This window comes from Streptomyces sp. NPDC054834 (assembly GCF_053611185.1).
In genome coordinates, this window is record NZ_JBSGZV010000007.1 from 95,739 (window position 1) to 108,159 (window position 12,421).

The 12,421-nt window shown below is 72.1% G+C and carries 12 protein-coding genes; 4 read left to right on the forward strand and 8 right to left on the reverse strand.

What is annotated here, in order from left to right; genetic code table 11:
• Positions 1-15: 15 nt before the first annotated feature.
• The 6 genes from ACWGJM_RS12265 to ACWGJM_RS12290 form a co-directional block, all read right to left on the reverse strand.
• A complete protein-coding gene (locus ACWGJM_RS12265) occupies positions 16-600 on the reverse strand; it encodes an ArsR/SmtB family transcription factor (protein ID WP_453411585.1) in 585 nt (194 codons plus the stop codon).
• 106 nt (positions 601-706) lie between these two features.
• A complete protein-coding gene (locus ACWGJM_RS12270; protein ID WP_453411761.1) occupies positions 707-1,588 on the reverse strand; it encodes a glycine betaine ABC transporter substrate-binding protein in 882 nt (293 codons plus the stop codon).
• Between the two features lie 74 nt (positions 1,589-1,662).
• A complete protein-coding gene (locus ACWGJM_RS12275; RefSeq protein WP_453411586.1) occupies positions 1,663-2,520 on the reverse strand; it encodes an ABC transporter permease in 858 nt (285 codons plus the stop codon).
• Positions 2,517-3,737, reverse strand: coding sequence for a betaine/proline/choline family ABC transporter ATP-binding protein (locus tag ACWGJM_RS12280; protein ID WP_453411587.1), 1,221 nt, complete (start codon positions 3,735-3,737; stop codon positions 2,517-2,519). The genes ACWGJM_RS12275 and ACWGJM_RS12280 overlap by 4 nt, the downstream gene beginning before the upstream one ends.
• On the reverse strand, positions 3,730-4,377 hold the full coding sequence (locus ACWGJM_RS12285; RefSeq protein ID WP_453411588.1) for an ABC transporter permease: 648 nt from the start codon (positions 4,375-4,377) through the stop codon (positions 3,730-3,732). The genes ACWGJM_RS12280 and ACWGJM_RS12285 overlap by 8 nt, the downstream gene beginning before the upstream one ends.
• 22 nt (positions 4,378-4,399) lie before the next feature.
• A complete protein-coding gene (locus ACWGJM_RS12290) occupies positions 4,400-4,885 on the reverse strand; it encodes an Lrp/AsnC family transcriptional regulator (protein WP_453411589.1) in 486 nt (161 codons plus the stop codon).
• Positions 4,886-5,007: 122 nt separating this feature from the next.
• Here ACWGJM_RS12290 and hppD point away from each other — a divergent pair, with 122 nt between their 5' ends.
• Both hppD and ACWGJM_RS12300 read left to right on the forward strand, forming a co-directional pair.
• Positions 5,008-6,156 (forward strand): 4-hydroxyphenylpyruvate dioxygenase, encoded by a 1,149-nt coding sequence (hppD, locus tag ACWGJM_RS12295; protein WP_453411590.1) that lies wholly within the window; start codon positions 5,008-5,010, stop codon positions 6,154-6,156.
• A gap of 89 nt (positions 6,157-6,245) precedes the next feature.
• Positions 6,246-7,106, forward strand: a complete 861-nt coding sequence (locus tag ACWGJM_RS12300; protein WP_453411591.1) for a phage baseplate protein — start codon at positions 6,246-6,248, stop codon at positions 7,104-7,106.
• Between the two features lies 1 nt (position 7,107).
• Here ACWGJM_RS12300 and ACWGJM_RS12305 read toward each other — a convergent pair whose 3' ends face one another.
• Positions 7,108-8,559, reverse strand: a complete 1,452-nt coding sequence (locus ACWGJM_RS12305; protein ID WP_453411592.1) for a tetratricopeptide repeat protein — start codon at positions 8,557-8,559, stop codon at positions 7,108-7,110.
• Positions 8,560-8,651: 92 nt separating this feature from the next.
• Between ACWGJM_RS12305 and ACWGJM_RS12310 the strand changes: the two genes are divergently transcribed.
• Complete coding sequence (locus ACWGJM_RS12310; RefSeq protein WP_453411762.1) at positions 8,652-10,058, forward strand: FAD-binding oxidoreductase; 1,407 nt, start codon at positions 8,652-8,654, stop codon at positions 10,056-10,058.
• A 16-nt stretch (positions 10,059-10,074) separates the two neighbouring features.
• On the opposite strand, the gene ACWGJM_RS12315 is transcribed toward ACWGJM_RS12310, so the two are convergent.
• Positions 10,075-10,488, reverse strand: coding sequence for an SsgA family sporulation/cell division regulator (locus tag ACWGJM_RS12315; RefSeq protein WP_453411593.1), 414 nt, complete (start codon positions 10,486-10,488; stop codon positions 10,075-10,077).
• Between the two features lie 248 nt (positions 10,489-10,736).
• Between ACWGJM_RS12315 and ACWGJM_RS12320 the strand changes: the two genes are divergently transcribed.
• On the forward strand, positions 10,737-12,326 hold the full coding sequence (locus ACWGJM_RS12320) for an RDD family protein (RefSeq protein WP_453411594.1): 1,590 nt from the start codon (positions 10,737-10,739) through the stop codon (positions 12,324-12,326).
• Positions 12,327-12,421 lie beyond the last annotated feature (95 nt).

Consider the following 12,421-nt stretch of genomic DNA (forward strand, 5'->3'; position numbering starts at 1 on the left):
CTCAGTCGGTTTCGCTCAGTCGGTTTCGATGGGGAAGAGGTGCGTGTGGATGCGCACCTGCTCGGCACCGGGGGTGTCCGTGTCGGTCACGCGGTTCCGGTAGCCGTCGATCAAGTCGTGCATCTTCTGGACGAGTTCGGCGGCGAGCTCGGGCGTCAGCCGTAGCGTCATGTCGCTCATGTCGGAGGAGTGGGACCAGGCCTCGGACCACTCGTCCCGGGCGCTCAGCCAGGTGGACAGCTCGCGGGCATGAGTGCTCGCGAGCTCGTGCAGGAACATCTCGGCCATTCCCCGTATTTCGGGACCCGCGGTCTTGAACTCGGTGCTGTCGAAGACGATTCCCTCATCCACCGCCTTCCACCAGCGCTCCCGGCCCTTGCCGTGCTCCGGGGCGTCCTCGACGAAGCCGTGTGCGGCGAGTTGGCGCAAGTGGTAGCTGGTCGCGCCGCTCGACTCGCCGAGCCGCGAGGCCAGTTGGGAGGCGGTCGCCGGACCGCGCTGCCGCAGTGTGCTCAACAACTGCATCCGCAGCGGGTGGGCCAGGCCGCGCAACGCGCGGGCATCAAGGCGCCTGTGCTTCGGCTCGTCGTGCTCCGTCATGGATACAAAGGTAGCGTTGCAAAGAGTCCTTTGCAACGACGTTTTTGCATCGACTTCTTTGCACGTCCTTCTTTGCATCGACTTCTTCGCGAGGCCGACCCCGGTACTACCTCACGAACCCCTCCGCCCGCATCCACTCCAACGCCACCTGATGCGGATCCTCCCCGCCCACGTCCACCCTCGCGTTCAGCTCCTGTGCCACCGCGTTGTCCAGCCTCCTGGTGATCGGGTCCAGAACGTCCGCGATCGCCGGCCACCGCTTCAGGGACCGGGAGTTGATCTCCGGGGCCGCGTTGTAGTCGGGGAAGAACTTCCTGTCGTCCTCCATCACCACCAGGTCCATCGACTTGATGCGGCCGTCGGTGGTGAAGACCTCCCCGTATGTGCAACTCCCCTTGGCCACCTGGGTGTAGATGATCCCGGTGTCCATCTGCGTGGTGTCCTTGGCCGGCACGCGCATGCCGTACGCCCGCTGCATGCCCCGCAGCCCGTCCGTCCGGTTGGCGAACTCGCCCTCCACGCACAGCGTCACCGCCCCGGGGCGCGACCTGGACAGCGCGGCCACGTCCGACAGCGTCCGGGTGCCGTACTTCCTGAAGGCGGCCCGGTTCATGGCCAGCGCGTAGGTGTTGTTCAGCCGGGACGGCGGCAGCCAGGTCAGCCCGTTGCGCAGGTCGGCGTCGTGCACCGCCTGCCACTGCTTTCGCGGGTCGGGAATGGGCTCGCTGTGGCCCTGGTACGTGATCCAGGCGGTGCCCGTGTAGTCGTACATGGCGTCCGCGTCCCCGCCCCTGACCGCCTCCCGGCTGCCGATGGAACCCTGGATGCCGGTCCGGTCCAGGACGTCGGCGCCGGCCGCCCGGAAGGCGATCCCGGCCATCGCGCCGAGGATGAGGCTCTCCGTGTCAGCCTTGGACGTCACGGTGAGATGGGCGCCCTTGAGCGGCTCGCCCCGTCCGAGCGAGCCGGGCCCGACGTCGTCGGCCATCGGGGAGCCGCTGCTCAGGCCGCAGCCGGAGGCCACGAGCAGTGCCCCGGCGGCCAGCGGAGCGGCGAGCCGTCTCAACTCCCCGTCTCCGGACTCCCCGTCTCCAGCCCCCGCGGCCGCAGCAGCACCTCGGCCAGCGAGGCCAGCCAGTCCACCAGCAGGGCCAGTACGACCGTGAGCACCGCGCCCAGCACCAGCACCGGCATGCGCTGGTTGGTGATGCCGGCGGTGATCAGCACGCCCAGACCGCCACCTCCCCCGAAGGTGGCCAGGGTCGCCGTGCCGACGTTGAGGACCAGGGCCGTACGGACGCCCGCCAGGATCAGCGGGACGGCCAGCGGCAGCTCCACCCGGGTCAGCACGCCGAGCGGGGACATTCCGATGCCGCGGGCCGCCTCCAGCAGGGTCGGGTCGTTCGCCCTCAGGCCCGCGACGGTGTTGGCCAGCACCGGCAGGACGGCGTAGGCGATCATGCCGACCAGGGCCGCCTTCCGGCCGATGCCGAGCCAGATCACCAGCAGGGCCAGGAGGCCGATCGCGGGTGTCGCCTGGCCCGCGTTCGCGAGGGCCGTCACCACCGGACCGGCCCGCCGGAAGGCCTCACGGGTCAGCAGCACGCCCAGCGGGACGGCGATGACCAGCACGAAGAAGGTCGAGATCACGGTCAGCTCGATGTGCTGCCACAGGGCCTTGGAGACCTGACCGTTCGACAGGGCGTTCGCCGAGACCGCGTCCAGCTGCGCCTGCCGGAACCACAGCCAGGTCGCCAGCAGCACCGCGAGGAGGAACGCGGGCAGCAGCGTCAGCTTCTGCCAGGTGAACCGCCTCCCGGCGGACCGCGCAGGAGCCGCGGGTCCCCGCGGCTCCTCGACGCCTCCCGATCCGCCCGGTCCGCGCGGTTCCGCCGGCCGCTCCAGCTCGGCCGCGATCACCTCGTCCGCTCCCCGCCACGCGTCCGGCCGGCCCGGGCCTCCGCCCACCCGCTCCGGTGCTCCAGGGCGTTCAGGCGGTCGGCGTCCAGCAGCTCACGCACGCGGCTCATCAGCGTCTCCATGTCCACCACGCCCTCATGCACGCCGTGTCGCCCCGTCACCGGAACCCGCCCCGCGTCGCTCCTCAGCACCGCCTCCAGCGCGTCCCGCAGCGTGGCATCCCGGGTCACCGTGTGCCGCACCGGTCTGCCCGCGCGGGCCAGCGAACCCCGGGCCCGCGTCAGGTCGCCGCGCCTGAGCCACTTGTGGGGGCGGCGGTGCCGGTCGAGCAGGAGGATCTCGGTGGCGCCGCTGCCGCGCAGCCTGCCGAGGATCTCCTGAAGCGGGGTGTCCACGGTCGCCGTCGGGCAGTTCCCGACCCTCAGATCCCGTACGCGGGTGAGGTTCAGCCGCTTCAGGGCGGCGCCCGCGCCCACGAAACCGGAGACGAAGTCGTCCGCGGGGTTGGTGAGGATCGCCTCCGGGGTGTCGAACTGGGCGATGCGGGAACGCTCCCGCAGTACCGCGATCCGGTCGCCCAGCTTGATCGCCTCGTCGAAGTCGTGGGTGACGAAGACGATCGTCTTGCGCAGTTCCCGCTGGAGCCGGAGCAGCTCGTCCTGGAGGCGGTCGCGGGTGACCGGGTCGACCGCGCCGAACGGCTCGTCCATCAGCAGCACCGGTGGATCGGCCGCCAGCGCCCGCGCCACGCCGACGCGCTGCTGCTGACCCCCGGAGAGCCGACGCGGGTAGCGGTCCTGGAACTCGCCGGGTTCCAGCCCGACCAGGTGGAGCATCTCCGCCACCCGTTCCCGGATCCGGGGCTTCGGCCAGCCGGCCATCCGCGGCACCAGCGCGATGTTCTGGGCGACGGTCAGGTGGGGGAAGAGCCCGGAGGACTGGATGGCGTACCCGATCCTCCGCCGCAGCCGTACCGGGTCCATGCCGGTGACGTCCTCACCGCCGATGCGGATGCGGCCGCCGGTCGGCTCGATCAGGCGGTTGATCATCTTCAGCGTCGTGGACTTCCCGCAGCCGGACGGCCCGACCAGGACCACCGTCTCGCCCGCCTCGACGGCCATGCTGACGTGGTCGACGGACGGGTGCGGGCTGCCGGGGTAGTGCTTGGTGAGGTTCTCCAACTCGATGGCCGCCCCGGTGGTGGACGTCTCAGCCACGGATCCCCCTGGGAATGGTCAGCCGTCCGAGCAGGACGTACGCGGCGTCGAACAGCAGGGCCAGGACGATGATGCCGAGGGTGCCCGCGAGCACCTGGTTGAGGGCGTTGGCGCTGCCCAGCGAGGCGATGCCGCGGAAGATCTCGTTGCCGAGGCCGGGCCCGGAGGCGTAGGCGGCGATGGCCGCGATGCCCATCAGCATCTGGGTGGCGACCCGGACGCCGGTCAGGATCGGCGGCCAGGCGAGCGGCAGCTCCACCCGCAGCAGCCGGGCCCGGCGGGACATCCCGATGCCCCGGGCCGCGTCCACCAGGTCGGGGTCGACCCCGCGCAGCCCCACGATCGCGTTCCTGACCACCGGCAGCAGCCCGTACAGCGTCAGGGCGATCACCGTGGGCGCCACCCCCAGGCCGACGACCGGGATCAGCAGGCCGATCATGGCGAGTGACGGGACGGTCAGCAGGGCCGAGCCGGCGGTGGTCGCCAGGTTGCCCGCCCAGTCGCTGCGGTAGGCGGCGACGCCGATCAGCACGCCCAGCGCGGTGGCCGCGACCATGCACTGGAAGACCGCGGAGGCGTGCTGCCAGGCGTCCGCGAGCAACTGCTGGTGGCGGTCGGCCAGGTACTCCCAGAAGCTCACGCGGCCTCACCCCGTAATCCGGCTAGGACGTCCTCTCCTCCGGGTGTTCCGCCGCTTGTTCCACGAGCGGGATGATCCGCAGCGGGACGGGGTTCTCCATCACGATCGCCGTGGCGGCCCGGACGATGCCATCAAATCCGACAACCCGGTCGATCACCCGCTGGAGATCGGCGTTCGAGCGGGCCACCAGACGGCACAGCATGTCCCCGCTGCCGGTGGTGGTGTGCAGCTCCAGCACCTCCGGCACGGTCGCCAAGTGGGCCCGTACATCGGCTCCTTGGCCCTGCCGGATCTGTAGCGTGGCGAAGGCCGTGACCGGGTAGCCGAGGGCCGCCGGGTCCACCTGCGGACCGAATCCGCGGATGACTCCGTTCGACTGAAGCCGGTCCAGCCGGGCCTGCACCGTGCCCCGCGCCACCCCCAGCCGCCGGGACATCTCGAGGACCCCGATCCTCGGCTCCCGGGCCAGCAGCACGATGATGCGCCCGTCCAGCTGATCGATCGCCATGCCCGCCTCCCAGGTGGTCATCGTGTACAGAAAGCCCGCCGAAACGGCCGTACCGCTGAGCAGAATGCCCAGCGAATACGCAAACTATTGCGCACCTTGCTGACCGGAGCCACCCTTCGGACATGACGCAGACCACACACCACACTCCCGACACGACCGCCCGGCAGGCCGACCCCTTCCCGGTCAAGGGAATGGACGCGGTCGTCTTCGCCGTGGGCAACGCCAAGCAGGCCGCGCACTATTACTCCACCGCCTTCGGCATGAAGCTGGTCGCCTACTCCGGACCGGAGAACGGCAGCCGCGAGACCGCCGCCTACGTCCTGGAGAACGGCTCCGCCCGCTTCGTGTTCACCTCGGTGATCAAGCCCGCCACCACCTGGGGCCACTTCCTCGCCCAGCACGTGGCCGAGCACGGCGACGGCGTCATCGACCTGGCCATCGAGGTCCCGGACGCCCGTGCCGCGTACACCTACGCCATCGAGCACGGCGCCCGCTCGGTGGCCGAGCCGTACGAGCTGAAGGACGAGCACGGCACGGTCGTCCTCGCCGCCATCGCCACCTACGGCAAGACCCGCCACACCCTCGTCGACCGTTCCGGCTACGACGGCCCCTACCTGCCCGGCTACGTCGCCGCGAAGCCGATGGTCGAGCCGCCCGCCCAGCGCACCTTCCAGGCCGTCGACCACTGCGTCGGCAACGTCGAGCTCGGCCGGATGAACGAGTGGGTGGAGTTCTACAACAAGGTCATGGGCTTCACGAACATGAAGGAGTTCGTGGGCGACGACATCGCCACCGAGTACAGCGCCCTGATGTCGAAGGTCGTCGCCGACGGCACGCTCAAGGTGAAGTTCCCGATCAACGAGCCCGCGATCGCCAAGAAGAAGTCCCAGATCGACGAGTACCTGGAGTTCTACGGCGGCGCCGGCGTCCAGCACATCGCGCTGAACACGGGCGACATCGTGCAGACGGTACGCACCATGCGCGCGGCCGGTGTGGAGTTCCTGGACACGCCCGACACCTACTACGACACCCTCGGCGAGTGGGTCGGCGACACCCGGGTGCCCGTGGAGACCCTGCGCGAGCTGAAGATCCTCGCCGACCGCGACGAGGACGGCTACCTGCTCCAGATCTTCACCAAGCCGGTCCAGGACCGTCCGACCGTCTTCTTCGAGATCATCGAACGGCACGGCTCCATGGGCTTCGGCAAGGGCAACTTCAAGGCCCTGTTCGAGGCGATCGAGCGGGAGCAGGAGCGGCGCGGAAACCTGTGAATCCGCCGAACGGGCTACCGGGGAACGTGGGTTGACGTTCTCATGTCCTGCGGGTGCCAGAGCGGCACCCGCAGGATGTGAGGTGGCCCGTGAGCACGGTGGACCAGCGCGTCGACCTCGCCGCGCCGTCCCAGCGCTGGCTGCACCGGCTCGGCACCCTCCGGGAGCCGACCGTCCCGCAGTCCTTCGCCCTCGACGAGGTGAACCGGCACCTGTACGTCCTCCAGGTCACCAAGGGCGGCCAGCAAGCCGGCGACCTGTGCCTGAACCGGCTCGACTACAAGGGCGACGCTCTGGGACACATGTACCTGAAGGGCTTCGGGCACGGCGTCAGCACGGGCGTGCAGAACGACACCGACGGCACCGCCTGGATCTGGACCGAGGCCGACGCGCTGCACGGCTACGGCAGGGGCGTCACCCGCTTCCACTTCGTGGACGGCGCCACCCGCACCGCCGAGGACGTCAAGATCCGCTATCCCGTCAAGGGCTCGAAGAACAACCAGCCGGCCGTGTGCATGGCCACCCGCCGCATCGCCGTCCGCTACCGCCTGGACAACGTCCCCCGCTACCGCGTCTGGGACCTCGACGCCTTCGTCGCCCGCGACTACGCGAACCCCGTCGCCGACCTCGCCCAGACCGGCGCCCACCCCGACCCCGAGGTCCCGTTCCAGGGGTACGCCCTGTGCGGCGACCACCTCTACCAGCTCGCCGGATCGGCCTACGACGACACCGCCAACCCGCCCGCCGGACACGGCAACGCCTACCTGTCCTGCCTCGACGTTCACACCGGCGCGCTCCTCCAGCAACGGCGCACCGAGGCCGGCTACTCCCTCGACCACCGCGAACCCGAGGGCCTCGCCGTGCGCCGGTCCCCGGCCCCGCGGCTGTGCATCGGCTTCGCCTCGGGGGAAGTGGGCGCGCGCCGGCTCTCGGTCTACTACAAGCAGTAGCTCAGCTTTCCGGCGGATCCTCCTCGGGCGGCTCACCCAACCGGGCCAGCGCCGCCCGCGCGACCGGCACCCGCAACGGCGAGAAGTACGGGTTGATCCGCAGCGCCTCCTGAAGATGGCGCCGCGCGGGCCCGGTGAGCTCCAGCTCCCCTTCGATCATGCCCAGGTGGAACGAGTACAGCGCGCTGCGCACCCCGCCCCCCTTGTCCTTGTCCGTCGCGATCCGGGCGAACTCCAGCGCCTCCTCGTCGTCCCCCACCCGGTGCAGCGCCCAGCCCAGCGCGTCGGCCACCTCGATGCCCGGCTGCATCTCCCACTCGTCCCGCAACCGCTCGACGGCCTCCTCCCGGTCCCCGTGGTCCGCCTCGAACCGCCCGAGGAGCAGCTCCTCGTCCACCCCGTCGGCCTCGTCCCGTGCCGCCCGGTCCCGCAACAGGTCGTACTGCGCCTGCGCCTCCTCCTCCCTGCCCAGCGACTGGTACAACTCGCCCAGCTCCAGGGCGTACTCGGGGCAGGGCCGCTCGGCGAGCGCCGCCCGGTAGGCGGTCAGCGCCTCGGAGGTGCGCCCCAGCGCGGCCAGGACGCGGCCCCGGCCGGCCGTCGCGGCCCGCTGGCCGGGGTCGACGCGCAGGGCCTCCTGGAAGTGCCGCAGCGCGTCCTCGCGGTCGCCGCGCTCCCAGGCCAGTTGCCCGGCGCGGGTGAGGTAGTCGGCCTGCTCGGCGGGGGTCCGGGCGGCCGCCGCCGCGTCGGCCAGCTGGGCCGCCGCGTCCTCGCGCCAGCCCCGGTCGCGGTAGACGGCCGACGTCCGCGCCATCACCGCCGGGTGTGCGGCGCCCTTGGTGTGCAGCGCCAGCAGCTTGTCCAGCGCGCTCCGGCTCGCCTTGTAGTCGCCGAGCCCGGCGTAGGCGTCGATCAGCACCGCGTAGGTCGTCCAGCGCTTGGGCGCCAGCTTCTGTGCCTGCTCGCCCCAGTCCCGGGCCACCTCGAAGTCCCGGCGCGTGTTCGCCAGCGCCGCGAGCCCTTCCAGCGCCTCGACGTTCTTGCCGCCCTTGACCTCGAGGGATTCCCGCAGCGCACGCTCGGCCCGCGGATAGTTCGCGGCGTCGGCGGTCCGCCGGCCCCGTTCCAGATAGGCGGTGCCCAGGACCGCCCACGCCCGCGCGTCCCGAGGATGCGTCCGCAGGTGGTTCTCGCGGTCCCCGATCAGCCGGGTCAGGTCGGGCAGCGCGGCCGGCACCCCGGCGGTCACCGCGGCCGGTGCCTGCGCCCTCGGGCCCGCCGCGGGCAGGCCGGCCCTGGGCGGCGGCTCCTTCGGCAGCAGCATCAGCGCACCGCCGACCGCCGCGGTGCCCGTCACCGAGGCCACCAGCACCCGCCGCAGCAGGCGGCGACGGCGCCGCCGGGGCCGCTCGGCCACCAGGGACGTTCCCGGACCGGACTGTCGCTTCTCCATGGCGCACACTGTGCGTCAATATGACGACCACATCCGGGTGGCCCAAGGGAGCCATGGACGGGGTTCACACCGATGGCCCCGGGTGCGACGCTGTGATCATGAGCCGTATCGAAGCCCCGCGTGACGAAGCCCAGGGCAACCTCACCGACCGGCTGCTCGCGGGCCTGCCGGCCGAGGCGATCCTCACCGACCCCGATGTCACCGCCTCCTACGCCAACGACATGGCGAGCTTCTGCCCGGCCGGCACCCCGGCCGTGGTCGTGCTGCCGCGTACGGTCGAGGAGGTCCAGCACGTCATGCGCACCGCCACCGAGCTGCGCGTGCCGGTCGTCCCGCAGGGCGCCCGCAGCGGTCTGTCCGGAGCGGCCAACGCCTCCGACGGCTGCATCGTGCTGTCCCTGACCAGGATGGACCGCATCCTGGAGATCAACCCGGTCGACCGCGTCGCGGTCGTCGAACCGGGCGTGATCAACGCCGCCCTCTCCCGCGCCGTCGAGGAGCACGGCCTGTACTACCCGCCGGACCCCTCCAGCTGGGAGATGTGCACCATCGGCGGCAACATCGGCACCGGCTCCGGCGGGCTGTGCTGTGTGAAGTACGGGGTGACGGCCGAGTACGTCCTCGGGCTGGACGTCGTCCTCGCCGACGGACGCCTGATGTCCACCGGCCGCCGCACCGCCAAGGGTGTGGCGGGCTACGACATCACCCGCCTGTTCGTCGGCTCGGAGGGCTCGCTCGGCATCGTCGTGCGGGCCGTGCTCGCGCTCAGGCCCAAGCCGCCGCAGCAGCTGGTGCTGGCCGCCGAGTTCTCCTCCGCCGCCGACGCCTGCGACGCCGTGTGCCGGATCATGGCGGGCGGCCATGTGCCGTCCCTCCTCGAACTGATGGACCGTACGACCGTCAAGGCGGTCAACGCCCTCGGCCACATGGGCCTGCCGGAGAGCACCGAGGCCCTCCTCCTCGCCGCCTTCGACACCCCGGACCCCGCCGCCGACCTCGCCGCCCTCGGCGCGCTGTGCGAGGCCGCGGGCGCCACCGAGGTGGTCCCGGCCGAGGACGCCGCCGAGTCCGAACTCCTCCTCCAGGCCCGCCGGATGGCCCTCGTCGCCCTGGAGGCCGTCAAGGGCACGACGATGATCGACGACGTGTGCGTGCCCCGGTCGCGGCTCGCCGAGATGCTCGAGGGAGTCGAGCGGATCGCGGAGAAGTACCGGCTGACCATCGGCGTGTGCGCCCACGCCGGTGACGGCAACACCCACCCGACCGTGTGCTTCGACGCCCAGGACGCCGACGAGTCCCGGCGGGCCCGCGAGTCCTTCGACGAGATCATGGCCCTCGGCCTGGAACTCGGCGGCACCATCACCGGCGAGCACGGCGTCGGCGTCCTGAAGAAGGAGTGGCTCGCCCGCGAGGTCGGCCCGGTGGGCCTGGAGATGCAACGCGCGGTCAAGCAGGTGTTCGATCCGCTGGGAATCCTGAACCCCGGCAAGCTGTTCTGACGGTCCCGCGCCAGGCTCACTGGGCGAACAGGTGGTCGAGCGCGTCGTCGATCCCGAGGCGCTCGGCCTCACTCCCCGGGGGCACGGCGCGCAGCGTGCGCTCCAGCCAGGCGGACAGCTGTGCGGACGGCGCCTGGAGGAGGGCGTCTCCGTCGGGTGAACTCAGCGCCATCAGGACGACGCTGCGCCCCTCCACCTTCGTCGGCCACACCCGGACGTCTCCCTGCCCGCTCGGCCGGAACACCCCCTGCACCAGCAGGTCACGGGAGAACGTCCAGTTCACGGGCTGTTCGGAGGTGATGTGGAAGGTGATGTGGACGGCGTACGGGTCGTCCGAGCGGTAGCCGAGCCGGGCCGGGACCGGGACGCTCCGGTCGGCGGACAGGATGAGCCGCAGCTCCAGTTCGCGTTCCACCACGGTGTGCTGCATGACGTGCGGTTCCTCTCTCGCCGGGGCCGCCGGGAGGGGCCCGTACGAGATGAGAGGCGGCCGGGGCCCGGGCATTACGCGGGTTCGGGGGGACTTTTTTCGAACCCGGGCACCGGGACTTGTGAAGTCCTAGCACGGGGTCGCCCCGAAAGGGGCGGGTCCTGCGTGACTGGCGCTCGGGACGGCGCGCGTCTGATAGATGTGGAGCCCCCCATACGACCCCCGAGCAGATACGGGACGACGCGGACATGAGCGCCCCAACCCCGGCCCCCGGCGACGACAGGCCCCGCGAGGGCTACTACCCGGACCCGTCCATCCCCGGCTACGTCCGGTACTGGAACGGCGCCGCCTGGGTGCCGGGCACCAGCCGGCCGGCGCCGGAGGAAGGCGACACGCTCGCCCCGCCGCCCGGCAACTGGCCGGACCGGTCACCGGGCCCGGCGTCGGCCCCGCCGTCGGTCGAGGAGACCGGCCCGCACTTCTTCGACGAGGACCCGCCCGGGGGCGGCCCGGCGGAACCGGCGTCGGCGTGGGGTGCCGACCGGGCGCAGCAGTCCGGCTTCGGCGGCGACCAGGACCGCCGGGTCTCCTGGGGCGCCGATCCGCGGATGCCGGCCGACTCCCCGGCCCAGCCGGACGGCCGGGCTGCCCGCACCGACGGCACGGCGACGATCCCGCCCGCCGATCCGGCCCCCGACGACGTCGACTCGGGCGGCACGTTCGTCTTCCGGCGCCCGACAGGTGGCTCCGCCGGTCCGGCGGACGACGGGACGATGACGTTCCGGCCCGTCTCCTCGAACGGCCCGGCCCCCGGCCAGGGCGCCGGCGGGGCGCCGGGCGGTCAGGGGGCAGCAGGTTCGAGGCCCGGGTTCGGTGTGCACGGCCCCGTCGGGGCCGGTTCCGGTGGGCCGCAAGCGGGTGGCGCGGCCTCCTCCGGAGCCCCCTCCGGGCCCGGCTTCGGCGCGGGGAAGGCCGCCGCTGCCCGTGCGTCTTCGGCGCAGGCACAGGGCCAGGGCCAGGCCCGGGTCCCCGGCCAGGCCTCGGCCCCGCCCCAGGGAAGCGTCCCGGGCCACGGCCAGGCCCAGGTCCCCGGGCAGGCGCAGGGCGACACGGGCCGCGCTCAGCCGGGGTCGGTCTCCCAGACGCCGGGGGCTCCGGCCGCCGCCTCGGTGCCTCCCCAGGCGGGCGCCCCCCTGTCCGGCGGCGGTACCCCGATGGCCAGTGGGATGGGCGGCGGGCAGTCGTCCTGGGCGCAGCAGGTGCACCGGCTCGCGGGTGTCGGGGACGAGCAGCCCGTGACGCCGTGGAAGCCGCCGGTCGAGGACCCGTTCCAGGCGGTCGCCCGACGGCAGGCGGCGGCACGGCCCGCAGGCCTCGGCAAGCGGCTGGCCGCCCGTCTGGTCGACACGCTGGTCCTCGGCGCCGTCACCGCCGCGGCCGCCGTACCGCTGGGCGCCGAGGCGGTCGACCACGTCCAGGAGAAGATCGACGCGGCCAAGCTGTCCGGCCGTACCGCCACCGTCTGGCTGCTGGACGGCACGACCGGCGCCTGCCTCGGCATCGTCCTCGCCGTTCTGCTCCTCGTCGGCGTGCTGTACGAGGTGCTGCCCACCGCCAAGTGGGGTCGCACGCTGGGCAAGAAGCTGTGCGGCCTTCAGGTGCGGGACATCGAGGGGCACGAGCCGCCGTCCTTCGGGCTCGCGCTGCGCCGCTGGCTGGTCTACAGCGTCCCCGGCCTGCTCGGCATCGGCGTCGTCGGCGTGCTGTGGTGCCTGTTCGACCGGCCTTGGCACCAGTGCTGGCACGACAAGGCGGCCCATACCTTCGTGGCGGGCTAGGGCCTGTTGCGAAAGTCTCGCCTGCCCAGCGACGTCCGGCACGCACTCTCGCCGCACCGGGCACAGACCCAAGTACGTCCAGTACGAGGGCCTGC